We start from the raw sequence: 25,047 nt of genomic DNA, 5'->3' as shown, positions 1-25,047 counted from the left end.
GGAAATGGGGCGAGGCGCGCATGGTACGCATCCTGACCGTGTGGGTCCTGACCAGAGCCCTCCTGCTGCTCTGCGTCTTCCATCTGCTCACGGTCCCGGGGCCGGACGTGACCAGTGACGTCTCCGTCATCTACCAGGGCTGGTACGAGGTGCTGCGCACCGGCACCTTCCCGCTGGACGACGTCACCTGGCAGTACCCGCCCGCCGCCGCCCTCGCGGTCCTCTCCCCCGCCCTGCTGCCCTTCCTCGGCTACGCCTCGGCCTTCTTCGTCCTGGCCCTCCTCTGCGACGCGGCGGTGTGCGGGCTGCTGCTTTCCACGGCGCGGCGGCCCGGCAGGTCGCCGCGGGGCGCCTGGGTGTGGGTCGTGGGCGTGGCGCTCCTCGGGCCCACCGTCTACGCGCGCTACGACGTCATGGTGACCGCCGTCGCGGTCGCCGCGCTGCTCGCCGGGGCGCGGCACCCGCGCGTCATGGGGGTGCTCGCGGGGTTCGGGGCCCTGCTCAAGGTGTGGCCGGTGCTGCTGCTCGTAGGAGCTCCGCGCGGCCGGGCGACCCGGCGGTCCTGGACGGCGGCGGCGGGCACCGCCTTCGCCCTGACGCTCGCCTTCCTGGTCGCGATGCCGGGGGCGTTCGCCTTCCTCACCTTCCAGCGCGACCGCGGCACGGAGGTGGAGTCGCTCGGCGCCCTCGTCTTCCACGTCGCCCGGCACCTCGGCTGGCACGGCGAAGTGCGCCTCAACTACGGCTCGGTGGAGTTCCTCGGCCCGTACGTCCCACTGGTGAGCACGGCGGCGCAGGCCCTCTCGGCGGCGGCGTTCTGCTGGCTCCTGGTCTGGCGGCTGCGGGCCGGGGCCTGGTCGGCGAGCACGCCCGCGGACGCGGCCTTCGTGGCCGTGCTGCTCTTCACCACCACGAGCCGGGTGATCAGTCCGCAGTACATGCTCTGGCTGGTGGGGGCGGCCGCCGTCTGTCTGGCGTTCCGCACGAGCCGGATGGTGCTCCCCGCGCGGCTGGTCCTCGCGGCCACCTTCGTGACCTTCCTGGAGTTCCCGATCTGGTTCTCGCACGTGGTCGCGGGCGATCCGCTGGGCGTCTGCCTGCTCCTCGTGCGCAACGGCCTGCTGGTCGCGGCGACCGTGCCGGCCTGCCGGAACCTGTGGCGCCAGACGGTGTCCGAACCGCGCGGACGGCCGCGGCCCGTGCCGGAGCCGGTCAGCCGAGCTCCGCACGCAGATACGTACGCCAGCGCGCCGTGAAGTCCCGGGGCGTGGTGTCCAGGACCTCCCGCAGCGCGGCCCCGACCGCGCCCGCCTGCCTCTTGCGGGCGCCGACCGCCGCGTAGAAGTCCGTCAGCTTCTGCTCGCCCCACTGCTCCGCGATCATCCGGCAGGCCAGCCAGGCGCCCTCGTACGCGCGGGCGAGCTGCGCGGCGTCCCCCGCGAAGCCGAAGTCGTCGTTCTCGGGGAGAGCGCCGGGCAGGTGCCCGCGCTGCACCGAGCGCCGCAGTTCGGGCGCGGCCTGCACCGCGGTGCGGCCCGTGCCGCGGTAGCCCACCCAGTCCGCGAACCCTTCGGAGAGCCACAGCGGGGTCGCCGGGGACGTCTGGGCGCGGGTCGCGACGTGGGCGGCCTCGTGGGTGAGGACGACCTGCTTGCCGAAGTCGCCGAGGACGCCGTACGCGTCGGGGTTGACGATGACGCGGTCGGCCGGCGCCCGCCCCGACCCGCCCGCCTCGCCGGTGGTGACCGCCGCGATCCCCCGGTAGCCGGAGGCGGGCGCCCCGAGCAGCCCCGCCATGCCGTCCAGGGAGCGGGGCACCAGTACGACGACCCGGCCCGGCCACTTCCCCGGCCAGGCGCTCCGGACGGCGGGCACCGCCCGGTCGGCGATGCGGCGCTGGGCGCGCAGTTCGGCGGCGCCGCGCCCGACGCCGAGGACGAGGCTGTGCGCGCCGCGCTCGGCCCGCACCCGCCCCTGGTCCCAGAGCTGCTCGCCGGACCTCTTCGCGGGCCGCTCGGCGGTGACGTACCACTGTCCGGCGCGCCGCTCCAGCGTCAGCGTGCGCTCGGCGGTGACCGGCGCGCGGTCGTAACCCTTGATGCGGTAGTGGAGTTCGGCGCTCGCGGTGGCCTCGGCGCCGGAGCGGTCCAGGCCGGTCAGCCGGTACTCCCAGGAGTCCAGCGGGACCTCGCCGACGCGCTCGAAGAGGTCCGGCGCGCCCTTCGCGGGCCGCTCCGTCCTGTCGTACGCCTTCTCGTCCCCGTCGAGGACGGCCTGCGCGCGCCGCTCCAGGAGCCTGCGCACGTCACCGGCGGCCGCGTCGGGGACCGGGTCTCCGCCGCAGCCTGCGAGCACGGCGAGGCAGAGCGCGAAGCACAGCGCCACCACCCACGACCCACGTCTGTGACCAGCCACCTTCCCGATCGTACGGGGCGCGGCGCGCGGACCGGTCAGATCCGTGTCACGGACGACACCGGCATCATGCCGACGGGGTCGTAGCGGACCGCCGCTCCGGGGTAGGGCGCGTGCACCACCTGGCCGTTGCCCATGTACATCCCGATGTGGCTCGCGTCGTCGCGGTAGGCCACCAGGTCGCCGGGCCGCGCCTGGGAGAGGGGCACCTGGCGCCCCGCGTACCGCTGGGCCTGCGAGGTGCGCGGCAGGCCGACCCCGGCCTGGGCGTACGACCACTGCATGAGGCCCGAACAGTCGAATCCGGTAGGCCCGTTGGCGCCCCACACGTAGGGCTTGCCGACCGCGGACCTGGCGGCGGCGATCGCGGCGGCGGCCCGCGAGGAGGAGGCGGCGCCCCCGAGCTCCGGCAGCTCGCCGCGCTCGTCGGAGCGCGAGGATCTCTCGTACGCGTCGCGCTCCCCGCGGGAGAGGGAGTTGAGCAGCCGCCGGGCCTTGGCCAGCTTGTGCTCGACGGTGCGCTTGTGGCGGGCGACGGTGGTGCGGCTCTTCTCCAGCTCGGCGAGTTTGCGGCCCGCCTCGGTGCGCTCCTGCGCCAGGCTGCGCTGGGCCCGCTGCAGATCGGCCAGTTCACCCGCCTGCCGGGCGCTGACGCGGTCGAGGACCGAGGCCCGGTCGAGGTAGCCGTCCGGGTCGGAGGAGAGCAGCAGGGCCAGTCCCGGGTCGATGCCGCCGTCGCGGTACTGCGCACCGGCGAGCGCGCCGAGCGCGCCGCGCATCCGGTTGATGCGCTCCTGGCCGCGCGCGACGCTGTCCTTGGCCCGGGCGACCTGCGCACGCAGCTTGTCCGTGCGTTCGTCGGCCTTGTTGTACAGCTCGGTCGCCTGCTCGGCCTGCTCGTACAGCCGGTCGACCGTGGCCCGGGTGGCGGACGGCTTGTCCTGCGGCGCGGCGCCTGCGGGCACGGCGCCGAGGGCCGCCGCCGCGGTGGCCGCTGCCGCTGAAAGGACGGTGACGCGCGTGCTCCGGTCGAGACCGGGCTGTGCGGGACGGCGATGGAACCCCACGGGAAGCCGCTCTCCCTTCCGCTGACGACCCCCCGGCTGTCCGGGGGAATGCGCGCCGACAGTAGCCGTGCGACCACGGAGCGGCCAAAGACCCGGCGAGGTGCGCGAAGGCCGCGGACAGCCCGGCGCCCCGCCTCAGACGCAGGTCATCAACGGGGCGCGGGGTCAGCGGGAGTTACCGGAATTCGCCCGTTCGGACGGTGTCGGCAAGGCGTTGACGTCGGGGTGCCGGAGCGGCGCGGGTCAGACGCGGACGCCGAACTGGAAGGTGCCCAGGTAGGACATCGACTCGTAGCGCACCGAGGCGCCGGGGTGCGGGGCGTGCAGCACCTGGCCGTTGCCCGCGTAGAAGCCGACGTGCGCGAGGTTGTTGAAGAAGACCAGGTCGCCGGGCTTCAGGTCGCCGCGGCCGATCCTCGTGCCGTCGTTCTGCTGGGTGTACGTGGTCCGGGAGATGTGGACGCCGGCCTGCGCGAATCCCCACTGGGTGAGGCCCGAGCAGTCGTAGGAGTTGGGTCCCGTGCCGCCGGAGACGTAGGGCTTGCCTATCTGGGTGGCGGCGGCGGCCATGGCGGCGGCGCCGCGGCCGGAGGCGGGCGCCTCGTCGCCGAGGTCCGCGCGCTCGCCGGCGGCGCGGCTCGCGCGCTGCTTCTCCTTGGCGGCCATGGCCGCCTTCTCCTTGGCCGTCAGCGTGTTGAGGATCTTCTGGGCCTCGCCGAGCTTGCCCTGGACTTCCCGCTTCTTCTTGCCGAGCTCCTCGCGGGTGTCCGCGAGGTCGTCGAGCTTGCCCGCGGCCTCCTTGCGCTGCTGCGCGAGGTCACGCTGCTTCTTCTGGATCTTCTTGAGCGCCTCGACCTGCTGGCTGCTCAGCTGGTCCAGGGTGGACGCCTTGTCCAGGTAGTTGTCCGGGTCGGAGGAGAGGAAGAGCTGCAGGGAGGGGTCGATGCCGCCGGAGCGGTACTGGGCGCTGGCCATCGAACCGAGGCCGTCGCGCAGCTCGTTGAGCTCCTCCTGGCCGTCGGCGACCTTGTCCTGGAGTTCGCCGATCTGCTTCTCGAGCTTCTCCTGCTTCTCCTTGGCCCCGTTGTACTTGTCGGTGGCCCGCTCCGCGTCCTCGTAGAGCTTGTCGACCTTGGACTTGACCTCGTCCTTGCTCGGCTTCGGGGCGGCCTGGGCGGCACCCTGCGAGGTGAGGGCCACGGCAGCGGCGGCGGTCGCGGTGAGCACGGTCACGCGGGTGCGGCTCGGCTGCTTGGGTCGACGGTGGGACGCCACTCGGGCGGCTCCTTCTTCCTCCGGCCGCCTACCGGGACATGGCGGGCGGGTACCACCGCCGCCACCCCGGATGGGTGATCAACCGAGCGGGGGTTCGAAGCGAGACCTTAGTGACCTTCTTGTGATCAGTTCAAATCACACCGGCAAAAAACCGGTCGCGAAGCGCATTCTTTACCGATAACGCACAGCCAGTGATGATCTTCTGACACTACGTCGCTCCCGGCGGCGCTCAATTCAGGCATAGCACCCAGGAGTTGCACCACACCCTTTAGCCCCGCGAAAGCCCCGCCCCGTCAGCCCCGCGAAAGCCTCTTCAGGAGCACCGCCGAAGCCACCGGCCGCGCCCCCGCCTTGGCGATCCCGTCGGCCACCTCGCGGTCGGTCGAGACCACGACCACGGGCCGCCCCGGCGGCTCCGCGCGCACCAGCTGACGGATCAACTCGTCCGCCGTGACACCGGGCTTGGAGAACAGCACCCGCACCCCGCGCGGCGGCGCGAGCAGCACGGGCGCGGCCAGCTCCGCGCCGTCGAAGACGCAGGTCACCTCGGCGCCCGACTGCAGGGCGAGCTGCGAGAGCGAGCCGAGCAGCCGCAACCGCTGCTTCTCCAGCGGCATCGTCGGATAGCCGGTCTTGGTGACGTTGTAGCCGTCGACGACCAGGTGCGCCTGCGGCAGCGCGAGCAGCTGGTCCAGGATCGCCGGGTCGCTCTCGGAGAGCGCGCGGGCGGCGATGTCCTTGGGCGACATCCGCCCCGGCTCGACGGCGTCCACGGTCTCCGCGGGCCGTACGGAGACGGGGGGCAGGGCCAGTTCGCGCCGCAGCCCCTGGGCCGCGTCGAGCACCGTGTCGAGCAGCAGCCGCAGGCGCATGTCCTCGACGCTGCGCCCCTCGCGCGCCGCCCTGCGGCTCGCCTCGAGCGCCGCCTCCGTCTCGCCGAGCCGCGCCTTGAGCCGCCGCGTCTCGCTCTCGGCGGCCGACACCTGCGCCTGCCCCTCGGCGCGCACGGCCTCCGCCTCGGCGGCGGCCTTGCGCAGCGCGGCCTCGCCGCGCTTGACGTCGCTGAGCGCCCCGCGCAGTTTGCGCTGCATCGATTCGGCTTCCCTGCGCACCGTGTCGAGCTCGGCGCGCAGCCGCTCGGTCTCCGCCTTGGTCTGCCCGCGGGCGGCGGCGAGCTCCTCGCGCAGCCGCTCCAGCTCCGCCCTGGTCTCGTCGTCCACGCGCTCGGCGTCGGCCCGCTGGGCCTCCTCGCCCGCGGCGGTGACCAGCTTCACCCAGCCCGCCGGGCGCAGCACGTAGGCGGCGGCCGCCACATCCAGCGGATCGGCGGCCGGTGGCGGCGAGCCCGCGTCCAGGGCGGCGGCGAGCTCGGGCTGGGCCTCCCTGAGGCGTTCGCCGATGCGCTGGCGGAAGAGGGTGTCGTTCTCCAGCGCGGCCGCCATGGCGTTGCCCGCGAACTTCGCGCGCCGGGTGGGCGTGAAGCGCGCGTACTGCCGCAGCTGAGGGGGCAATTCGGCCAGGGTGAGGCCGCCGAAGCCGTCCGAGACGATGTGGACGACCCGTCGCCGCACCCCGTCGGGCAGCGGACGGTCGAGCACCTCAGCGGCGCCGTCGTCCGGCTCCCCGCCCGAGCTCTCCACCATCCGTCACCCCACTAGCTGTGCGGGCCCCGCTCCGTCAGGAGTCGGCGCCCGGCCTGTCCACGAGTTCCACCTGATCCACGGCGTTGCACCAGCGGCAACGCACGGACTCGATGGTCTCACTGACCACCTCACGTTCCTCGACGTTCGACTCTCCGGCCAGGTCGAGATGCACATACTCGACGACCTTCGAGCTGCGGGTCACATCGAAACGCGTGAGATTGCCGCACAGCGTGCAGCGCCACCGGGTGGTGGCGGTCGGCAGGGGAACCGTCATCGTGGCTGTTCGCTTTCTTCGGAGACTGGCAGCGGCGACATCTTCGGCGACCGTGGGGCGTGCGCAGGTTTCCGTGTGCGCATTGCCCGTAACCCTAAGGCCTGTAAGGGGCGCCATGCGGCGGTCCGCCGAGCGGCATGGCGGTCTGCGGAGGTAGCACCCGTTACGTCATGCTCTGTCCATGATCCGCACATGGGGTACGAAGGCAGGCCGGCTGCTCGGAGGGGGCACCGCCCCGGTGACGTACGGGCTGATCGCCGTCTGCTGCGCGGTCTTCCTGATCTCCCCGGTCTCCGGGTTCAACCCCTCCTACGGCCGCGGCGACGAGTTGATCGGTGCGCAACAGGTCTACTTCGAGCGGTGGGGAGTGGTACCCGTCGAACTGTTCAGCGGTGCCCCGAGCGCCGCCCTCGGCCCGTTCACCGCCCTGTTCGTGCACGGCAGCTGGCTTCATCTGCTGGGGAACATGCTCTTCTTGTACGTGTTCGGGGTCATGGTCGAGGAACGCATGGGCCACCTCCGGTACGCCTTCTTCTACCTCTGCTGCGGATATCTCGCCCTGCTCGCCTACGCGGCCGCGCACGCGGGCTCCGACCAGACGCTCGTGGGAGCGTCGGGGGCGATCTCCGCCGTCCTCGGTGCCTGCCTCTATCTCTTCCCACGCGCGCGGGTCACCAGCCTCTTCCCGTTCCTCTTCTTCCTGCCGCTGCGCTTTCCGGCGTGGGTGGTGCTGCCGTTCTGGGTGACGCTGCAGTGGCTGGCCGCGGGGCAGGGCGGCAACGGCACGGGAGTCGCCTATCTGGCGCATCTCGTGGGCTTCTCGCTCGGGTTCCTCGTCGCGTGGGGGTGGGTGGCCCGGAGGACTAGAGTGCATGTGAAAGGCAGTGCACCGGCCACCGAGGGAGACAGCCAGCCGTGATCACCGCGATCGTGCTCATCAAGACCAGCGTGGACCGGATTCCGGAGATCGCCGAGTCGATCGCCGCGCTGGACTCCGTCAGTGAGGTCTTCTCCGTGACCGGTACGTACGACCTGATCGCGATGGTGCGGGTGCCGCGCCACGACGACCTGGCGGACGTCATCCCCGGCCGGATCAGCAAGATCCCCGGCGTCGAGGGGACCGACACCCACGTGGCGTTCCGTACGTACTCGCAGCACGACCTGGAAGCGGCCTTCGCGATCGGCCTCGACTCCTAGGCGCCGTCCGCGCCCGCCCGCGCCCGTCCGGTCAGGCGGCCGCGCCGGTGTCCGGCACGCAACGCCCGTCCTCGGTGCGGTAGTTCCACCGGGCGCCGTCCGCCACCAGCTCCTTGACCGCGCGCACGAAGCGCTCGACGTGCTCGTCGGGGGTGCCCGCGCCGAAGCTCACCCGAATGGCGTTCAGCGACTTCTCGCCGGGCGCGGCCTCGGGGGCACCGCACTCGCCGGGCTCGTCGGACTCGCCGCCGAGCAGGGTGCGCACCAGCGGGTGGGCGCAGAACAGGCCGTCCCGTACGCCGATCCCGTACTCGGCGGAGAGCGCGGCGGCGAAGTGCGAGCTGTTCCAGCCGTCGACGACGAAGGAGATGACGCCCACGCGCGGCGCGTCGTCCCCGAACAGCGAGAGCACCCGCACGGCCGGTACCTCGGCGAGGCCCTCGCGCACCTTCGCGATCAGGTGCTGCTCACGGGCGACGAGCTCGTCGAAGCCCGCGTCGGTGAGCGCCTTGCAGGCGGAGGCGATGGAGTAGACGCCGATGACGTTGGGCGAACCGGCCTCGTGGCGGGCCGCGGTGTCGTGCCACTCCACGTCCACGCCGCCGCCTGCCTCCTTGGGGCGTCGCGCCACCTTCCGCGAGGCGCCGCCGCCCGCGAGGTAGGGCTCGGCGGCGCGCAGCCAGTCGGAGCGGCCCGCGAGGACGCCCGAGCCGAAGGGCGCGTACAGCTTGTGGCCGGAGAACGCGACCCAGTCGACGTCCAACTCGTCGATGGAGACGGGGTGGTGGGGCGCGAGCTGGGCGGCGTCGAGCACGATCCGGGCACCGTGGGCGTGCGCGGCGGCGGCCAGTTCACGCACGGGCCAGAGCTCGCCGGTGACGTTGGAGGCGCCGGTCACGCACACCAGGGCGGGCCCATTGGGGCCTCCCCTGCTCGAACGAAGCTGAGAGCTTGGGGAAGGGTCGCGGTCGGCGAGGGCGCGCTCCAGGGTGTGCACGGCCTCGTCGGGGGTGCGCGGCGCGTCGAGGTAGGTGACGCGGGCGTCCCGCCACGGCAGCAGCGAGGCGTGGTGCTCGGTCTCGAAGACGAAGACCTCGCAACCGGCGGGCAGGGCGGCGGCGAGCAGGTTCAGCGAGTCGGTGGTGGACCGGGTGAAGACGACCTGGTCGCCCTCGCGGCAGCCGAGGAACTCGGCGACGGTCGTGCGGGAGTTCTCGAAGAGGTCGGTGGACAGCTGCGAGAGGTAGCCGGCCCCGCGGTGCACGCTGCCGTAGTACGGGGCGTACGCGGCCACGTCGTCCCACACCCGCTGCAGGGCGGGCGCGCTCGCCGCGTAGTCGAGCGCGGCGTAGGTCACCTCGCCGCCGGTGACCAGCGGAACGGTGACGTCCCTGCCGAGGACGGCCAGCGGGGCGCAGACGGACGAGTCGGCGGCAACGGCGGAAACAGACATGGCGAACTCCCGTAAGAGGCAAGTGAGTTCACTGCGAAGAGCGCGTACGGCAGAGGGGTACGGCGGCGCAGTGATGAAGAGAAAAGGGTGCGCGGAAAGGGGCCGGAGGCCCTAGCACATTCGCTTGCTCACGAGACTGCTCCCTTGAGGACCAGGACCCCAGGGGCGGACATTCACCGATGTCCAGGGGTCCGCGCTTGCCATACGCCTTGCTGCGTACGACCTGGTCTTCACCCGGGGCACCCCGCCACGGACGGAGGGTTGCCGGACAGCGGGCCGGGGCCGTAGTCGCTGTCACTCATGACCTGTGCAGCATCCTGCCACACGATCTTCGACGCGCAACGCGCAGTCCAGAATCCGGACTGCGCCGTACGTCACACGGGGGGCGTCTCAGCGGTTGCTGGCCGCCACCCAGCGCTCCAGGGCCCGCTTCGCGGCGCCCGAGTCGATCGCCTGCGCCGCCTTCGCCATCCCGGCCCGGATCTGCTCCACGAGCGGCTCACCGGTCGGCGAGAGGGCGACCAGCGCCGCCGCGGAGTTGAGCAGCACCGCGTCCCGCACCGGCCCGCTCTCGCCGTCGAGCAGCCGCAGCGCCACCTCCGCGTTGTACGAGGCGTCGGCGCCCCGCAGCGCCTCGACCGGCACCAGGCCGATCCCCACCTCGCGGGGGTCGAAGGCCTCCTCGCGCACGGCGCCGTCCCGCACCACCCAGACCCGGGAGGTCGAGGTGGTCGTCAGTTCGTCGAGCCCGTCGTCGCCGCGGAAGACGAGCGAGGAGTGCCCGCGCTCGGCGAACACCCCGGCGACGATGGGCGCCATCCGGGGGTCGGCGACGCCGACCGCCTGGGCCCGCACCTTCGCCGGGTTGGTGAGCGGACCGAGGAGGTTGAAGACGGTCCTGATCCCCAGCTGGCTGCGCGCGGCGCCCGCGTGCCGCAGCGCCGGGTGGAACTTCACGGCGAAGCAGAACGTGATGCCGGCCTCCTCGGCGACCTCGACCACCCGCCGGGGCGAGAGGTCGAGGTTGACGCCGAGCTTCTCGAGGACGTCGGAGGCGCCGGACGCGCTGGAGGCGGCGCGGTTGCCGTGCTTGACGACCTTCGCGCCCGCTCCCGCGACGACGATCGCGGACATGGTGGAGATGTTGACGGTCTTGGCCCCGTCGCCGCCGGTGCCCACGATGTCGACGGTCGGGCCGGGCACCTCGATGACGTTGGCGTGCGCGTACATGGCGCGGACCAGGCCGGAGATCTCCTCGACCGTCTCGCCCTTGGCCCGCAGCGCGATCACGAAGCCCGCGATCTGCGCGTCGGTGGCCTCGCCCCGCATGATGCGGTCCATGGCCCACGCCGTGTCGTCGGCGCTCTGGTCCCGCCCGTCGAGCAGGCCGTTCAGCACGTCGGGCCAGGAACGGGCCGCCGCGGTGTCGCCTCCTGCGGGGGTCACAGCGTTCATAGCCGCTCCTGGTCTTCGTCTGTCCGTGTGGTCTCACCCCGGTCATTCGGGGTGAGACCACCCTATCCAGCCGCAGGGACGGCAAAGAGCCCCGTCCATGCAATGGACGGGGCTCGTGCCGTGGCGACTCGCGGTTGATCAGTGGTGGCCGTGGCCGCTCGTGATCTCCTTGTACTCGTCGGCGGTGGGCTTGGGGATCTGGTTGTGCTCCCCGTAGTAGCCCTTGGAGAGCTTCGCCCGGAGCTTCTGCGAGCCCGACAGCTTGCGCTCGACACCGTTCTCGTCGACCGAGGGGCCGATCTCGACCGGCTGGTACTGCTCGTGCGCCGTGAGGGTGTGCAGCTGGTCCTGGCTGAGCGGCTCGTGCACCTCGATGAACTCACCGTGCGGCAGGCGCTTGATGATGCCCGACTCGCGGCCGTGCAGCACCTTGTCCTTGTCGCGCCGCTGCAGACCCAGGCAGATCCGCTTGGTGACGATGAAGGCGATGACCGGCCCGGCGAAGAAGGCGATCCGGACGAACCAGGTGATCGCGTTCAGCGACAGGTGGAAGTGGGTCGCCCACAGGTCGTTGCCGCCACCGACGAGCATGACCATGTACGCGGTGATCCACGCGACACCGAAGGCCGTACGGGTCGGGGCGTTGCGCGGGCGGTCCAGGATGTGGTGCTCGCGCTTGTCGCCGGTGACCCAGGACTCGATGAACGGGTAGACCGCGATGGCCACGAGGACCAGCGGGAAGACCACGACCAGCGGGATGAACACGCCCAGGACGAGCGTGTGGCCCCAGAGGTTGATCTCCCAGCCCGGCATCACGCGGATCAGACCCTCGGCGAAGCCCATGTACCAGTCGGGCTGGGCGCCGGTGGACACCTGGTCCGGGCGGTACGGGCCGATGGCCCAGATCGGGTTGATCGAGGCGATCGCCGCGATGACCGCGATGACACCGAAGACCAGGAAGAAGAAGCCTCCGGCCTTGGCCATGTAGACCGGCAGGAGCGGCATGCCGACGACGTTCTTGTTGGACTTGCCGGCACCCGCGAACTGCGTGTGCTTGTGGTAGAAGACCAGGATCAGGTGCGCCACCACGAGGCCGAGCATGATGCCCGGCAGCAGCAGGATGTGCACCGAGTAGAACCGGGCCACGAAGTCGCCGCCGGGGAACTCCCCGCCGAACAGGAACATCGACAGGTACGTGCCTACGATCGGCACTCCCAGGATGGCGCCCTGCATGAAGCGGACACCGGTACCGGAGAGCAGGTCGTCCGGGAGCGAGTAACCGGTGAAACCGGTGAACATGCCGAGGACGAACAGCAGGAAGCCGAACAGCCAGTTGACCTCACGCGGCTTGCGGAACGCACCCGTGAAGAACACGCGCATCATGTGCACGAACATGCCGGCGAGGAAGATCAGCGCCGCCCAGTGGTGGATCTGCCGGATCAGCAGACCACCGCGCACATCGAAGGAGATGTGCATGGTCGAGTTGAACGCCTCCGACATCAGCTGTCCCTGCATCGGGATGTAGCTGCCGGAGTACTCCACCTCGTTCATCGACGGGTGGAAGAACAGCGTCAGGTACACACCCGTGAGGATGATGATGATGAAGCTGTAGAGGCAGATCTCACCGAGCATGAAGGACCAGTGGTCCGGAAAGATCTTGCGCATGTTGGCCTTGGCCAGGGAGTAGATCCCCAGCCGGCCGTCGGCCCAGTCCGCGACCCGCTCACCGGCGGGTGCCTTCTGCCGCTTGTCGTTCGAGGAAGTGGTGGTGGTGCTCATCCGCGCTCCCAGAAGGCAGGGCCGACGGGCTCATCGAAGTCGCCGAGCGCCTCGAGGTAGCCCTTTTCGTTCACGCCGATGCGCAGCTGCGGCAGGGCGTGACCGGCCGGGCCGAAGATCACTCGGGCACCGTCGGAGAGATCGAAGGTGGACTGGTGGCACGGGCAGAGGACGTGGTGCGTCTGCTGCTCGTACAGAGAGATCGGGCAGCCCACGTGGGTGCAGATCTTGGAGTAGGCCACGATGCCTTCGTGCGACCACTCCAGCTCGCGCTTGTCCTTGATGTTCTCCGGCTGGATGCGGACGATCATCAGGGCGGCCTTGGCGATCTGCGTCTGGAAGTCGTGGTCGTGCTCCGACATCCCCTCCGGCATCGCGAAGGTCAGCGAACCGACCTGCACGTCCGCCGGACGCAGCGGCTCGTGCGTGTTCATGTTCACGAGCATCTTGCCCTTGCCCCACTTGGTGTGGCGGAGCTTGTCCTCGGGCAGCGGACCCAGGTCGCGCAGCAGGACGACGCCGGAGAGCGGGACCAGGGCCAGCGCGCCGAACATCGTGTTGCGGATCAGCTTGCGCCGACCGAAACCCGACTCCTCGGCACCCTGCTTGAAGTCCGCCATGACCTTGGCGCGGACCTCGGGCTCGGCCGCGATCTCGTGCCGCTCGTCGGTCATCTCGACGTCGGACATCAGGGTGCGGGCCCAGTGGACCGCGCCCGCGCCGATGCAGAACAGCGCCACGCCGAGGGTGAGACCCAGGGCGAAGTTGAGGCCGCTGATGTGACCGATCGGGAAGACGTAGATGGTCTTGTCCGCCGGGATCGCCACGTACGAGGCGATGAAGCCCACCGTCGCGAGCATCGACAGCATGAACATGAACGCCACGGCACGCTCGGAACGCTTGGCGGCCCGCTCGTCGATGTCCTGGACGCGGTGCTCGTGGGGCGGCAGCCCCGGGTCGGCGAACGGGTTCTCTTCCGTCACCGCCACCGAGCCGTGCTCGGTCTCCTGCTTGCTGGGCAGGTTCTCTTCTGGAATCTCTTGGCTACTCATGACTTCTTGGCCTTTGCGGTCCGAGCGGCGACCCACACGGCGACCGCGATCAGCGAACCGAGACCGAAGATCCAGCCGAAGAGGCCTTCACTGACCGGACCCAGACCGCCCAGCTTGAGACCGCCAGGGCTCTCGGTCTTCTCACCGTTGACCGCGTCGAGGTACGCGATGATGTCCTTCTTGTTCTTCTCCGGCATCGTGGTGTCGGGGAAGGACGGCATGTTCTGCGGGCCGGTCTGCATGGCCTCGTAGATGTGCTTCGGGGAGACACCTTCGAGCGACGGCGCGAACTTGCCGTGCGTCAGCGCGCCACCTTCACCGGTGAAGTTGTGGCACTGGGCGCAGTTGGTGCGGAACAGCTCGCCACCCTTGGCGATGTCCGCTCCGTCCGGGCTGTACTGCTTCTCGGTCGGGACCGAGGGACCGGCACCCAGCGACGAGATGTACGCCGCCAGCTGGTCGATCTGGGCCTGGTTGTAGATGACCTTCTTCTTGGGCGCCTGGGCACCCTGCTGCTGGAGCGGCATACGCCCGGTGCCGACCTGGAAGTCGACAGCGGCGGCGCCCACGCCGACCAGGCTCGGACCGTCGGAGGAGCCCTGACCGCCGGTTCCGTGGCAGCTGGAGCAGCCCACGGCGTAGAGCTTCTTGCCCTCGTCGATGGCGAGGGACTGGGCGGTGTCATCGGCCTGCGCCTTGTCCGCCGGCGCGAACGCGGCGTACAGCCCCCCGGTGGCCGCCAGCGCGAGGAGTAGGACGACGACCGCCGCCAGCGGATGGCGTCGTCGTGCGGAGAGCTTTTTCACGGATTACCCCGGTGTCAGGATCTTCTGCGTCGATGCTTCTGGAATGTGTCGGATGTGCCGCGTGAGCGGCTGCCGATTACTTGATCATGTAGATCGTGGCGAAGAGGCCGATCCAGACCACATCGACGAAGTGCCAGTAGTAGGACACGACGATGGCTGCGGTCGCCTGCTCGTGAGTAAACCTCCTGGCCGCATAGGTGCGTCCGAGGACCAGCAGGAAGGCGATCAGGCCGCCTGTCACATGCAGTCCGTGGAAGCCGGTGGTCAGGTAGAAGACCGAGCCGTAGGGGTCGGACGAGAGCGAGAGGCCCTCGTGCTTGACCAGCTCGGTGTATTCGTACACCTGACCGCCGATGAAGATCGCACCCATGATGAAGGTGACGATGAACCACATCCTGAGCTTCTTCACGTCTCCGCGTTCAGCGGCGAACACGCCTAGCTGACACGTGAGAGAGGAGAGCACCAGGATCGTGGTGTTCGTCGCCGAGAACGGGAAGTTCAGGGCCGAAGCCATTTCCTTCCAGTGATCAGGACCTGTCACCGATCGCAGGGTGAAGTACATCGCGAAGAGGGCCGCGAAGAACATCAGCTCGGAACTCAACCAGATGATGGTTCCGACGCTGGTGAGGTTCGGTCGATTGACCGGCGGGTGCGCGTGCCCGGTATCTACTGTCGTTGCTGTCGCCACGACCGACATTATGTCGGTCGCTTATCCCGCCCTCACCCCGGGGGGTGCCGTTCGGAGTGTCTACGGGGTGTGTCCTGCCCGGATGGCCCATCGGAGGCCTGTCCGAACCGGTGTTGACGGGGTGTCGGGAGGAGTAGCATCCGCGCATCGGTTCCCGATCCCATGACGGCACAGCTCGACGCAACAGCTCGACGTATCGGAGGAACAATGCAGCCGACCGCCACGGTGCTGGTCTACAGCGACAACGCGAGCACCCGCGAGCAAGTCCGGTTGGCCACCGGCCGCCGCCCGGCGACGGACGTTCCCGAGGTCCGGTTCGTCGAGTGCGCCACACCGCACGCGGTCATCAAGGAGCTGGACCACGGCGGCATCGACGTCTGCGTCCTCGACGGCGAGTCGGCGCCGGGCGGGATGGGCGTCTGCCGCCAGATCAAGGACGAGATCTTCCAGGCGCCGCCCGTGCTGCTGCTCATGGGGCGCCCGCAGGACGCCTGGCTCGCCACCTGGAGCCGCGCGGAGGCCGCGGTGACCCTGCCGGTCGAGCCGGTGGAGTTCGCGTCCGCCCTGGCGGGCCTGCTGCGCAGCAAGAAGGCCGTGGAGGCCTGACGCGCCCCCTGATCGACGAACGGAGGGGCCCACGCGCGGCGTGGGCCCCTCCGTTCGTCTGCGCGCCTCTGACGGCCTCTCTGCCGGGCCGCTAGACCTGCGGCCGCAGTCTGGCCGCTTCGGCCACCGAGGGGCCCTCCTTGGCCTCGGTGAACAGCGCGCTGCCCTTGCGCCACTTCTTCCAGCTCATGTTCCAGTCGCCGAGTCCGTTGCCGAAGGCCGGCATGTCCTCGCCGTAGCTGTTGACGACCCTCACCAGGTCGCCCTGCCGGATGGTCTCGTAGAACCAGGCGGCGTCGCCGGTGCTCATTCCGGTGCAGCCGTGGCTGGTGTTGGCGTAGCCCTGCGAACCCACCGACCAGGGCGCGGCGTGCACGTACTCCCCCGAATCGGTGACGCGTGTGGCGTAGTACACCTGCTTGTCGTAGAAGTCCGAGGCGCCGATGCTGGCACTGGTCATGCGTACGGAGTACTCCTTGCCAAGCACCACCTTGACGCCGTTGCGCGTGGAGTAGCCGGGCTTGCCCGTGGTCACCGGCATGGAGTTGATCTCCTCGCCGTTGCGGTAGACCGTCATGTAGTGCGAGCCGGCGTCCGTGACGGCCTCGACCCGGTCGCCGATGGTGAACTTGAGCGGCTTGGTCTCGGCGCCCCACAGCCGGTCACCGACCTTGAGGCCGCGCAGGTTGCTGGAGACGGAGACGGTCGACCCCGCGGGCCAGTACTCCTTGGGGCGGTAGTGCAGCGTCTCGCTGTCCACCCAGTACCAGGCGCCTTCTGTGGCGGGCGTCGAGCGGACCTTGAGCGCGCGTTCGACGACCGCCCTGGCCTCCTTGCCCTTCACCGGGGCGCTCAGCGACGCCGTGACGGGCTGTCCGACGCCGTACTTGCCCTCCTCGGGGCCGAAGGTGACCTTCAGCCGCTTCTTCTTGTCCGGGACGTTGGTGTCGAAGGTCATGACCTTGCGGCCGGGCGCCCCGTCCTCGTCCTCGGTGCTCACGCGCACCGTGTAGTGGGCGTCCGCCGCGAGCGGTGTGGTGCTGTGCCACCGGGCGCCGTCGGCCGAGAGTTCGCCCGCCACGTACCGTCCTGCCGCGTCGGTGGCGGTCACATCGGTGATGCGCCCGTCGTCGCCCTGGGCGGTGACCTCCAGGGGCTTGTCCGGGTCCGCCTTCTGGCTGCCCACAGGGCCGTTGAAGGCGATCTGGCCGGCCGCGTCGTACGGCTTCGCCGAGAGCGGGTGGCCGTCGGGGCCGCCGCATGCCGTGGCCCCTGCCCCGAGGGCGGCCACCAGCATCGTGCAGCTCAGTACCGTGCGGATTCGCGGTGAGTGGCTCATAAACACACGGTATGAAGGTTCATCCTGTCCGGCGCGGTGAGTGACCCGTCCGGGGGTCAACCCCGACACGCCGAGGGGCCCGGACACTTTTTCAGAAGTGTCCGGGCCCCTCGGGTCGAGCGGGAACTACGACCTCACTGGGTCTGGTTCTCGCCCCGGTAGTACTCGAAGACCCAGCCCCACAGGCCGATCAGGATGATCGGGGCCGAGAAGTACAGCAGCCACCAGCCGAAGACGACGCCCAGGAAGGCGAGCGCGCCACCGACGGCCAGGGAGAGCGGCTGCCAGCTGTGCGGGCTGAAGAAGCCCACCTCGCCGGCCTCGTCCGCGACGTCGGCCTCCAGGTTGTCCTGTGCGGAGGCGTCGACCCGCCGGGCCGTGAAGGCCAGGTAGTAGCCGATCATGATGCACAGGCCGAAGGCCAGGAAGAGCGCCGTGGTACCGGCCGGCTCCTTCGACCACACGCCATAGACGATCGCCATGGCGAGGACGAAGACGCTCAGCCAGATGAACATCTTGCCCTGGATCTTCACTTCGTGGCCTCCTTGTCGCCGCCGAAGAGCGCGGCGTCCTTCTGCCCGTCGTTCTCGATCTGGCCGAGAGCGGCGATCTCAGGGTGGTGCAGGTCGAACGCCGGCGATTCCGAGCGGATGCGCGGCAGCGTGAGGAAGTTGTGCCGCGGCGGCGGGCAGGAGGTCGCCCACTCCAGCGAGCGGCCGTAGCCCCACGGGTCGTCGACCTCGATCTTCTTGCCGTACTTGGCGGTCTTCCAGACGTTGTAGAAGAACGGCAGTATCGACAGACCGAGCAGGAACGAGCAGATCGTGGAAATCGTGTTCAGGGCCGTGAAGCCGTCCGCGGCGAGGTAGTCCGCGTAACGGCGCGGCATGCCCTCGGCCCCCAGCCAGTGCTGGACGAGGAAGGTGCCGTGGAAGCCGATGAACAGCGTCCAGAAGGTGATCTTGCCGAGGCGCTCGTCGAGCATCTTGCCGGTGAACTTCGGCCACCAGAAGTGGAAGCCGGAGAACATCGCGAAGACCACGGTGCCGAAGACGACGTAGTGGAAGTGCGCCACCACGAAGTACGAGTCCGAGACGTGGAAGTCCATCGGCGGGGAGGCCAGGATGACGCCGGTCAGACCACCGAAGGTGAAGGTGATCAGGAAGCCGACCGCCCAGAGCATCGGGGTCTCGAAGGACAAGGACCCCTTCCACATCGTGCCGATCCAGTTGAAGAACTTCACGCCCGTTGGCACGGCGATGAGGAACGTCATGAAGGAGAAGAACGGCAGGAGCACGCCGCCGGTGACGTACATGTGGTGCGCCCACACCGTCACGGAGAGACCCGCGATGGCGATGGTCGCGCCGATCAGGCCCATGTAGCCGAACATCGGCTTGCGGGAGAAGACCGGGATGACCTCGGAAATGATGCCGAAGAACGGCAACGCGATGATGTACACCTCTGGATGGCCGAAGAACCAGAAGAGGTGTTGCCATAGCAAGGCCCCGCCATTGGCGGCGTCGAACACATGGGCACCGAATTTGCGGTCCGCCTCCAGGGCGAACAGCGCGGCGGCCAGGACCGGGAAGGCGAGCAGGACCAGAACGGCCGTCAGCAGGACGTTCCAGACGAAGATCGGCATGCGGAACATCGTCATGCCCGGAGCGCGCATGCAGATGATCGTGGTGATGAAGTTGACCGAGCCGAGGATCGTGCCGAAGCCGGAGAAGGCCAGACCCATGATCCACATGTCGGCGCCGATGCCCGGCGAGCGGACCGCGTCCGACAGCGGGCTGTAGGCGAACCAGCCGAAGTCGGCCGCGCCCTGCGGGGTGAGGAAGCCGCCGACCGCGATGAGCGAGCCGAAGAGGTACAGCCAGTAGGCGAACATGTTCAGCCGCGGGAACGCCACGTCGGGCGCGCCGATCTGCAGCGGCATGATCCAGTTCGCGAAACCGGCGAACAGCGGCGTCGCGAACATCAGCAGCATGATCGTGCCGTGCATCGTGAACGCCTGGTTGAACTGCTCGTTCGACATGATCTGCGTACCCGGGCGGGCGAGTTCGGCGCGCATGAAGAGCGCCATCACGCCACCGATGCAGAAGAACGCGAACGACGTGACCAGATACAGCGTGCCGATCGTCTTGTGGTCAGTGGTGGTCAGCCACTTGATGACGACGTTTCCCGGCTGCTTGCGCCTGACCGGCAGCTCGTTCTCGTACGAGTCTTCTGCTGCCGCGGCACCCTGGGGTTCGTTGAGGATGCTCACAGGTTGTTCGTCTCCCGGTTCTTCTCGTGGGGCGTCTGCTCGATGCCGGCCGGGATGTAACCGGTCTGGTTCTTCTTCACCAGGTCCTCGAGGTGCTGCTTGTAGCGCTCGGGAGAGACGACCTTGACGTTGAAGAGCATCCGGGAGTGGTCGACGCCGCAGAGCTCGGCACACTTGCCCATGAAGGTGCCCTCCTTGTTCGGAGTCACCTCAAAAGCGTTGGTGTGGCCCGGGATGACGTCCTGCTTCATGAGGAACGGCACCACCCAGAAGGAGTGGATGACGTCACGCGAGGTGAGCACGAAGCGGACCTTCTCGCCCTTGGGGAGCCAGAGGGTCGGGCCGGGGTTGCCGTTCTGGGGGTTCCGCTCGCCGGGCGTGCCGACTTCGTAGACACCGTTGGCCTTGGCCGGGAAGTCCTTGCGGAACTTGTCCGGGATGGCCTCCAGGTCCTTGGAGGTCTTGGCGTTGTCCTTGCCGGCGCCCGGAACGTTCTCGACGTAGTTGAAGCCCCAGCTCCACTGGTAGCCGACCACGTTGATGGTGTGGGCAGGCTTTTCGTCGAGCTTGAGGAGCTTCGACTCATCACGTGCCGTGAAGTAGAAGAGCACCGACACGATGATGAGGGGCACCACTGTGTAGAGCGCCTCGATGGGCATGTTGTAACGCGTCTGCGCCGGTACTTCCACCTTGGTGCGGCTGCGCCGGTGGAAGATGACGCTCCACAGGATCAGACCCCAGACCAGGACGCCCGTGGCGAGCGCTGCCGCCCACGAGCCCTGCCAGAGGGAGAGAATCCGCGGAGCCTCTTCCGTTACCGGGGTGGGCATTCCAAGGCGGGGGAAATCCTTGTATGTGCAACCGGTGGCGGTCGCCAGGATCAGGCCCGCAGTCAGCACCTGCGGCAGCTTCCGCCGCATCGGGCGCCGCGACGAGCGGTCGGAGCCGTTGGGACTCACGTAGCGCCTTCCCGAGAGTCTCGCCCGCGCGGTCGGCTGCGGCCTTCACGCTGGTAGGTCGCCGCCCTGCGTCGGGCAGGGGTTTGGATGTTTATGCGGACCAAACCCTACTGGACGCTATTTGGGGTCGCGCGGGGAGGGTGCCTAACGCGCCGCGGGTCACTCCGAAGGGTGGGACGGGGCGCTGTCGGGCGCTTTCTGACGGAGGGTCGGGGCGCCCACCGGCTCGGCGGAATCTGCTGGTCCGCGAGTGCGGGTGCGCCGTGGCCGGGCGCGCGGCTCCCCGCGCCCCTGGAGGGTGCCCCTTGCGGGGCGCCTCCAGGCGCGGGCACGTCTTAGCGTTAGGGCGTGTCCTACTTCGATGCTGCGTCCTCCGCTCCCCTTCATCCCGTGGCCCGGCAGGCCCTGACCGCCTCGCTCGACGAGGGGTGGGCCGATCCCGCGCGGCTGTACCGGGAGGGGCGGCGGGCCCGGCTGCTGCTCGACGCCGCGCGCGAGGCGGCCGCCGACGCGGTGGGCTGCCGGCCCGACGAGCTCGTCTTCACCACGTCCGGGACCCGCGCCGTGCACTCCGGAATGGCGGGCGCGCTCGCGGCGCGTCGGCGCGTCGGACACCACCTGATCGTGTCGGCCGTCGAACATTCGTCGGTACTCCATTCGGCCGAGGACCACGAGCGCGGCGGCGGCACGGTGACCGAGGTGCCGGTGGACCGCGGCGGCGCGGTGGCCCCGGACGGGTACGCCGACGCGCTGCGCGAGGACACCGCGCTCGCCTGTCTGCAGTCGGCCAACCACGAGGTCGGCACGGAGCAGCCGGTCGCCGAGGTCGCCGAGGTCTGCCGCGCCGCCGGGGTGCCGCTGCTCGTGGACGCCGCCCAGTCGCTGCCCTGGGGACCGGTCGACGGAGCCTGGTCGCTGCTGACCGCGAGCGCCCACAAATGGGGTGGTCCGGCCGGGGTCGGGCTGCTCGCCGTGCGCAAGGGGGTGCGCTTCGCCGCGCAAGGGCCCGCCGACGAGCGGGAGTCCGGGCGGGCCGCCGGGTTCGAGAACATTCCGGCGGTCGTGGCGGCGGCCGCCTCGCTGCGGGCGGTGCGGGCCGAGGCCGCCGCGGAGGGGGCGCGGCTGCGGGAGCTGACGGAGCGGATCCGGGCCCGGGTGCCCGGGCTCGTGCCGGACGTGGAGGTGGTGGGCGAACCGGTGCGGCGCCTTCCGCACCTCGTCACCTTCTCCTGTCTCTATGTCGACGGGGAGACCCTGCTGCACGAGCTGGACCGGGCGGACTTCTCCGTGTCGTCCGGGTCCTCGTGCACCAGCTCGACGCTGACGCCGAGCCACGTGCTCAAGGCGATGGGCGTGCTGAGCGAGGGCAACGTACGCGTCTCGCTGCCCGCGGGCACCGAGGCCGCGGAGGTCGAGCGGTTCCTCGACGTGCTGCCCGGCGTGGTGCGGGGCGTGCGCGAGACGCTGGGGGCGCCGGTGGCGGGCGGGAGCGGGGCGGAGGAGGCCGTGACGGTCGACGCGCTCGGGATGGCCTGCCCGCGGCCGGTCATCGAGCTGGCCAGGGCGATCGGCCGGGTACGGGTGGGCGGCACCGTCACCGTGCTCGCCGACGACGAGGTGGCGGCGGTGGACATCCCGGCCTGGTGCTGGACCAGGCAGCAGGAGTACGTGGGTGAGCGGCCGGCGGACCAGGGTGTCGCCTACGTGGTCCGCCGGAGCTCATGACCGGCTAGCCGAGGTGCGGCTGGACCTCCGCGGCGGCCTCGTGGCCGTACGCCTTGGTGAAGCGGTCCATGAAGTTGCTGCGGCGCAGCTCGTACTCCTGGGTGCCGACGGTCTCGATGACCAGGGTGGCGAGCATGCAGCCGACCTGCGCCGCGCGCTCGTGGGAGACGCCCCAGGCGAGGCCGGAGAGGAAGCCCGCGCGGAACGCGTCGCCGACGCCGGTCGGCTCGACCTTCGCCTCCTCCTCCGGGACGCCGACCTCGATCGGGTCCTCGCCGACGGACTCGATGCGCACGCCGCGCGCGCCGAGGGTGGTCACGCGGTGGCCGACGCGGGAGAGGATCTCGGCGTCGGTCCAGCCCGTCTTGGACTCGATGAGGCCCTTCTCGTACTCGTTCGAGAAGAGGTACGTGGCGCCGTCGAGGAGCGTGCGGATCTCCTCGCCCTCCATGCGCGCGATCTGCTGCGAGAAGTCGGCGGCGAAGGGGATCTCGCGGGTACGGCACTCCTCGGTGTGCCGGAGCATCGCCTCGGGGTCGTCGGCGCCGATGGAGACGAGGTCGAGGCCGCCGACGCGGTCGGCGACCGTCTTCAGCTCGATGAGGCGGGCCTCGCTCATCGCGCCCGTGTAGAAGGAGCCGATCTGGTTGTGGTCGGCGTCCGTGGTGCAGACGAAGCGCGCGGTGTGCAGGGTCTCGGAGATCCGGACCGACGCGGTGTCCACACCGTGCCGGTCGAGCCAGGCCCGGTACTCGTCGAAGTCGGAGCCCGCGGCCCCCACCAGGATCGGAGTGGTGCCGAGCTGGCCCATGCCGAAGGCGATGTTGGCGGCGACGCCTCCCCTGCGGACATCGAGGGCGTCGACGAGGAAGGACAGGGAGACCGTGTGCAACTGATCGGCGACCAGCTGGTCGGCGAAGCGGCCGGGGAAGGTCATCAGGTGGTCGGTGGCGATGGAGCCGGTGACTGCAATACGCACGGCTGGATGCTCCTGTGGAGGAGAGGCGGGATTGACAGTTCACGCTACCGGGTCGGCGCACCGTCTCTGAAGTGCCAAAACTACCCAATAGTAGGGCTTTTTCAGGGGGTGGGGTGGTGCGTACGGTGCCGTTATGACCGTTATCCCGAAGGATGTCGTCCTCCAGCGTCGTGCCGCGTTCTCCACCGAGGCTCCAGAGAGCATGGAGTCGCTGCGCGGGGACTGCGCCCGCATGGCGCCGCACTGGGTGGTCCCCGCCACGGCCTCGGCCGCCCCCGTGCCGCCCTCCCTGATCCACGGGATCACCGTCCCGCCCGCCTCCGCGCGCCTGATCGACGGCATGTCCGAGTACGGGGACTGAGCCCCGGCGCGCGGTAAGGGAACCGCGCGCTCCCCTCCTGCGTCCCATCGCCGTCCCCCGTAGAGGGGAACCGGGATACGACGAAGCCCACGCGTGGGATGTCAGGGACAGCAGTCAGTCGAAGGAGCGATGCGGTGAGCACCGAGCGATCCGATCTTGAGGCGACCGAGCCGCAGCGGCGGCGTTCCCGCCTGGCCGTCGTCTCGGTCGCGGCCACCGTGCTGCTGGTCGGCGGCGGCGGCGCGTACTTCGCGGCGACCGCGTCCGGCGGTGGCGGCAACGGCGGCGGCGACGGGGCCCCCGCGGGCGACCGCGGGAACCCGCCGCCGCTCGCCCTGGAGGCCCAGCCGGCCGGCGACCGGCAGAGCGGCGACGGCGGAGACGACGGTACGGGCGGCATCGCGCCGGGCGAGCCCGACCCCAGCGGCGCCACGTACAAGGCGACCGGCGAGCTGCCCGAGGGCCCGGAGTCGGCCGCCGTCTACCACGCGCGCGGCGAGGTCACCCGGGCCGAGGTGACCGAACTGGCCGACGCGCTCGGCGTGAGCGGCACGCCGACCTCGCGGGACGGCGCCTGGCGGGTGGGCCCGCACAACGACGGCTCCGGGCCCCTGCTGCAGGTCGACAAGCAGGCACCCGGCACCTGGGCCTACACCGCGCACGGCACGGGCGGCACCGACAACTGCCCCAAGGGCAAGCCCTGTTCCAGCACGTCCACCGCCCCCAACGGCGCGCCGGGCGACGCGGTGAGCGAGAAGGCCGCCAAGGAGGCCGCGGCCCCCGTCCTGAAGGCGCTCGGCCAGGACGACGCCAAGCTGGACGCCCGCCAGCTGATGGGCGCCGTGCGGGTGGTGAACGCCGACCCCAGGATCGACGGTCTGCCGACGTACGGCTGGGCGACCGGCGTCCAGATCGGCTCGGACGGCGAAGTGGTCGGCGGCAGCGGCAAGTTGAAGGCTCCGGACAAGGGTGCCACGTATCCGGTGATCGGCGCCCGGGAGACCCTGGACCGGCTGAACGGGGCGGGCGACCGCCTCGGACGCGTGGGCATCGCCGGGTGCGCGACCCCGGTGCCGCACGCCGGCGACAGCACGAGGACCGAGGGCGGCAGCGGGTCGGAGCAGGCGCCCTGCGATCCGTCGTCCACGCGGCCGAAGCCCCAGCCGATCGCCGTCAACGGCGCCACGTTCGGGCTCGCGACGCACTTCGTGGACGGCAAGCAGGCCCTCGTGCCGTCCTGGCTGTTCGACGTGAAGCCGCAGGGCGCGCGGGAGAGCTTCACGGTGACGCATCCGGCGGTCGACCCCGCGTACCTGACGTCGCCGACCGCCCCGGGCGCACCCACGCACACCGGGAAGCCCGGCGACAAGGGTGACGGGGAGGACAGGAGCGCCACCCGCGTCGAGTCCTACAGCGCCGACGGCCGGTCGCTGACCGTGCACTTCTGGGGCGGGGTGTGCAGCACGTACGCGGCGGCCGCCGAGGAGGACGGCGACCGCGTGGCGGTCGAGGTCACCGAGAAGCGGGAGAAGGGCAAGGTCTGCGTCGAGATGGCCAAGAAGTTCTCGCGGACGGTCACCCTCGACAAGCCCCTCGGCGACCGCGAGGTCGTGGACTCCACTGGCGGGACGGTGCGGCGGAGGTAGCGCCGAGGCGATCCGCGCACACGAAGGCGGCGGCCCCCCGAACGCTCGGGGGGCCGCCGCCT

Annotated in this window: 23 protein-coding genes and 1 riboswitch; of the genes, 7 read left to right on the top strand and 16 right to left on the bottom strand. The window is 70.2% G+C overall.

The window, feature by feature from the left end:
• Window positions 1–20 precede the first annotated feature (20 nt).
• Entirely contained in the window at window positions 21–1,256 is a 1,236-nt protein-coding gene (locus ACZ69I_RS04115) for a glycosyltransferase 87 family protein (protein ID WP_470830408.1), read from the top strand.
• On the opposite strand, the gene ACZ69I_RS04110 is transcribed toward ACZ69I_RS04115, so the two are convergent.
• From ACZ69I_RS04110 to ACZ69I_RS04090, 5 genes are all read right to left on the bottom strand, one after another.
• Window positions 1,213–2,415, bottom strand: coding sequence for a hypothetical protein (locus ACZ69I_RS04110; protein WP_470830407.1), 1,203 nt, complete (start codon window positions 2,413–2,415; stop codon window positions 1,213–1,215). The genes ACZ69I_RS04115 and ACZ69I_RS04110 overlap by 44 nt on opposite strands.
• Before the next feature lie 35 nt (window positions 2,416–2,450).
• Window positions 2,451–3,479: a C40 family peptidase gene (locus ACZ69I_RS04105; protein ID WP_470830406.1), complete on the bottom strand. Its 1,029-nt coding sequence runs from the start codon at window positions 3,477–3,479 to the stop codon at window positions 2,451–2,453.
• A gap of 243 nt (window positions 3,480–3,722) precedes the next feature.
• Window positions 3,723–4,754: a C40 family peptidase gene (locus ACZ69I_RS04100; RefSeq protein WP_467668283.1), complete on the bottom strand. Its 1,032-nt coding sequence runs from the start codon at window positions 4,752–4,754 to the stop codon at window positions 3,723–3,725.
• 293 nt (window positions 4,755–5,047) lie between these two features.
• Entirely contained in the window at window positions 5,048–6,397 is a 1,350-nt protein-coding gene (locus tag ACZ69I_RS04095; protein WP_470830405.1) for an NYN domain-containing protein, read from the bottom strand.
• A 34-nt stretch (window positions 6,398–6,431) separates the two neighbouring features.
• Entirely contained in the window at window positions 6,432–6,671 is a 240-nt protein-coding gene (locus ACZ69I_RS04090) for a hypothetical protein (RefSeq protein ID WP_055566221.1), read from the bottom strand.
• Between the two features lie 181 nt (window positions 6,672–6,852).
• Between ACZ69I_RS04090 and ACZ69I_RS04085 the strand changes: the two genes are divergently transcribed.
• Together ACZ69I_RS04085 and ACZ69I_RS04080 are read left to right on the top strand one after the other, a co-directional pair.
• Window positions 6,853–7,590 carry a rhomboid family intramembrane serine protease gene (locus tag ACZ69I_RS04085; RefSeq protein WP_467668288.1) on the top strand — a complete coding sequence of 246 codons (738 nt, stop codon included), beginning with the start codon at window positions 6,853–6,855 and terminating at the stop codon, window positions 7,588–7,590.
• Window positions 7,587–7,868, top strand: coding sequence for an Lrp/AsnC family transcriptional regulator (locus ACZ69I_RS04080; RefSeq protein ID WP_055566223.1), 282 nt, complete (start codon window positions 7,587–7,589; stop codon window positions 7,866–7,868). Before ACZ69I_RS04085 ends, ACZ69I_RS04080 begins: the two co-directional genes overlap by 4 nt.
• A 31-nt stretch (window positions 7,869–7,899) precedes the next feature.
• Here ACZ69I_RS04080 and ACZ69I_RS04075 read toward each other — a convergent pair whose 3' ends face one another.
• The 6 genes from ACZ69I_RS04075 to ctaE all read right to left on the bottom strand — a co-directional run bounded on the left by ACZ69I_RS04075 (window position 7,900) and on the right by ctaE (window position 15,110).
• Window positions 7,900–9,321: an aminotransferase class V-fold PLP-dependent enzyme gene (locus ACZ69I_RS04075; RefSeq protein WP_467668290.1), complete on the bottom strand. Its 1,422-nt coding sequence runs from the start codon at window positions 9,319–9,321 to the stop codon at window positions 7,900–7,902.
• Window positions 9,322–9,509: 188 nt separating this feature from the next.
• A riboswitch (SAM riboswitch) is annotated at window positions 9,510–9,627 on the bottom strand.
• A gap of 84 nt (window positions 9,628–9,711) precedes the next feature.
• Window positions 9,712–10,776 (bottom strand): anthranilate phosphoribosyltransferase, encoded by a 1,065-nt coding sequence (gene trpD, locus ACZ69I_RS04070; protein WP_467668292.1) that lies wholly within the window; start codon window positions 10,774–10,776, stop codon window positions 9,712–9,714.
• Window positions 10,777–10,914: 138 nt separating this feature from the next.
• The gene (gene qcrB / locus ACZ69I_RS04065) at window positions 10,915–12,555 is read right to left on the bottom strand and encodes a cytochrome bc1 complex cytochrome b subunit (protein ID WP_467668294.1); all 1,641 of its coding nucleotides are present in this window, start codon (window positions 12,553–12,555) and stop codon (window positions 10,915–10,917) included.
• Complete coding sequence (gene qcrA, locus ACZ69I_RS04060; protein WP_467668296.1) at window positions 12,552–13,607, bottom strand: cytochrome bc1 complex Rieske iron-sulfur subunit; 1,056 nt, start codon at window positions 13,605–13,607, stop codon at window positions 12,552–12,554. Before qcrA ends, qcrB begins: the two co-directional genes overlap by 4 nt.
• On the bottom strand, window positions 13,604–14,413 hold the full coding sequence (qcrC, locus tag ACZ69I_RS04055; RefSeq protein ID WP_361730142.1) for a cytochrome bc1 complex diheme cytochrome c subunit: 810 nt from the start codon (window positions 14,411–14,413) through the stop codon (window positions 13,604–13,606). Before qcrC ends, qcrA begins: the two co-directional genes overlap by 4 nt.
• 76 nt (window positions 14,414–14,489) lie before the next feature.
• Window positions 14,490–15,110, bottom strand: coding sequence for an aa3-type cytochrome oxidase subunit III (ctaE, locus tag ACZ69I_RS04050; protein ID WP_055566234.1), 621 nt, complete (start codon window positions 15,108–15,110; stop codon window positions 14,490–14,492).
• Between the two features lie 198 nt (window positions 15,111–15,308).
• Between ctaE and ACZ69I_RS04045 the strand changes: the two genes are divergently transcribed.
• On the top strand, window positions 15,309–15,707 hold the full coding sequence (locus tag ACZ69I_RS04045) for a hypothetical protein (protein ID WP_467668299.1): 399 nt from the start codon (window positions 15,309–15,311) through the stop codon (window positions 15,705–15,707).
• Between the two features lie 91 nt (window positions 15,708–15,798).
• Here the strand turns inward: ACZ69I_RS04045 and ACZ69I_RS04040 are convergent, their stop codons facing one another.
• From ACZ69I_RS04040 to ctaC, 4 genes are all read right to left on the bottom strand, one after another.
• The gene (locus ACZ69I_RS04040; protein WP_470830404.1) at window positions 15,799–17,046 is read right to left on the bottom strand and encodes a L,D-transpeptidase; all 1,248 of its coding nucleotides are present in this window, start codon (window positions 17,044–17,046) and stop codon (window positions 15,799–15,801) included.
• A gap of 134 nt (window positions 17,047–17,180) precedes the next feature.
• Entirely contained in the window at window positions 17,181–17,579 is a 399-nt protein-coding gene (locus ACZ69I_RS04035; protein WP_389712826.1) for a cytochrome c oxidase subunit 4, read from the bottom strand.
• On the bottom strand, window positions 17,576–19,315 hold the full coding sequence (gene ctaD / locus ACZ69I_RS04030) for an aa3-type cytochrome oxidase subunit I (RefSeq protein WP_389712827.1): 1,740 nt from the start codon (window positions 19,313–19,315) through the stop codon (window positions 17,576–17,578). Before ctaD ends, ACZ69I_RS04035 begins: the two co-directional genes overlap by 4 nt.
• Window positions 19,312–20,274, bottom strand: coding sequence for an aa3-type cytochrome oxidase subunit II (gene ctaC / locus ACZ69I_RS04025; RefSeq protein WP_467668304.1), 963 nt, complete (start codon window positions 20,272–20,274; stop codon window positions 19,312–19,314). The genes ctaD and ctaC overlap by 4 nt, the downstream gene beginning before the upstream one ends.
• A 348-nt stretch (window positions 20,275–20,622) precedes the next feature.
• Here ctaC and ACZ69I_RS04020 point away from each other — a divergent pair, with 348 nt between their 5' ends.
• A complete protein-coding gene (locus tag ACZ69I_RS04020) occupies window positions 20,623–21,999 on the top strand; it encodes an aminotransferase class V-fold PLP-dependent enzyme (protein ID WP_470830403.1) in 1,377 nt (458 codons plus the stop codon).
• A gap of 4 nt (window positions 22,000–22,003) precedes the next feature.
• Here ACZ69I_RS04020 and ACZ69I_RS04015 read toward each other — a convergent pair whose 3' ends face one another.
• Window positions 22,004–22,978, bottom strand: a complete 975-nt coding sequence (locus ACZ69I_RS04015) for a carbohydrate kinase family protein (protein ID WP_467668308.1) — start codon at window positions 22,976–22,978, stop codon at window positions 22,004–22,006.
• 133 nt (window positions 22,979–23,111) lie between these two features.
• Between ACZ69I_RS04015 and ACZ69I_RS04010 the strand changes: the two genes are divergently transcribed.
• Together ACZ69I_RS04010 and ACZ69I_RS04005 are read left to right on the top strand one after the other, a co-directional pair.
• Window positions 23,112–23,339, top strand: coding sequence for a hypothetical protein (locus ACZ69I_RS04010; RefSeq protein WP_467670883.1), 228 nt, complete (start codon window positions 23,112–23,114; stop codon window positions 23,337–23,339).
• 134 nt (window positions 23,340–23,473) lie between these two features.
• Window positions 23,474–24,985, top strand: coding sequence for a hypothetical protein (locus ACZ69I_RS04005; protein WP_470830402.1), 1,512 nt, complete (start codon window positions 23,474–23,476; stop codon window positions 24,983–24,985).
• Window positions 24,986–25,047 lie beyond the last annotated feature (62 nt).

Source organism: Streptomyces sp. NPDC036815 (genome assembly GCF_055609205.1).
The sequence above is the reverse complement of the archived record's forward strand: the minus strand, read 5'-3'. Positions and strand labels throughout refer to the sequence as shown.

Coding starts and splice junctions, on each gene's coding strand:
- ACZ69I_RS04115 (WP_470830408.1), top strand. CDS start 21: ATGGTACGCATCCTGACCGTGTGGGTCCTGACCAGAGCCCTCCTGCTG.
- ACZ69I_RS04095 (WP_470830405.1), bottom strand. CDS start 6,397: ATGGTGGAGAGCTCGGGCGGGGAGCCGGACGACGGCGCCGCTGAGGTG.
- ACZ69I_RS04090 (WP_055566221.1), bottom strand. CDS start 6,671: ATGACGGTTCCCCTGCCGACCGCCACCACCCGGTGGCGCTGCACGCTG.
- ACZ69I_RS04085 (WP_467668288.1), top strand. CDS start 6,853: ATGATCCGCACATGGGGTACGAAGGCAGGCCGGCTGCTCGGAGGGGGC.
- ACZ69I_RS04075 (WP_467668290.1), bottom strand. CDS start 9,321: ATGTCTGTTTCCGCCGTTGCCGCCGACTCGTCCGTCTGCGCCCCGCTG.
- trpD (WP_467668292.1), bottom strand. CDS start 10,776: ATGAACGCTGTGACCCCCGCAGGAGGCGACACCGCGGCGGCCCGTTCC.
- qcrB (WP_467668294.1), bottom strand. CDS start 12,555: ATGAGCACCACCACCACTTCCTCGAACGACAAGCGGCAGAAGGCACCC.
- qcrA (WP_467668296.1), bottom strand. CDS start 13,607: ATGAGTAGCCAAGAGATTCCAGAAGAGAACCTGCCCAGCAAGCAGGAG.
- ctaE (WP_055566234.1), bottom strand. CDS start 15,110: ATGTCGGTCGTGGCGACAGCAACGACAGTAGATACCGGGCACGCGCAC.
- ACZ69I_RS04045 (WP_467668299.1), top strand. CDS start 15,309: ATGCAGCCGACCGCCACGGTGCTGGTCTACAGCGACAACGCGAGCACC.
- ACZ69I_RS04040 (WP_470830404.1), bottom strand. CDS start 17,046: ATGAGCCACTCACCGCGAATCCGCACGGTACTGAGCTGCACGATGCTG.
- ACZ69I_RS04010 (WP_467670883.1), top strand. CDS start 23,112: ATGACCGTTATCCCGAAGGATGTCGTCCTCCAGCGTCGTGCCGCGTTC.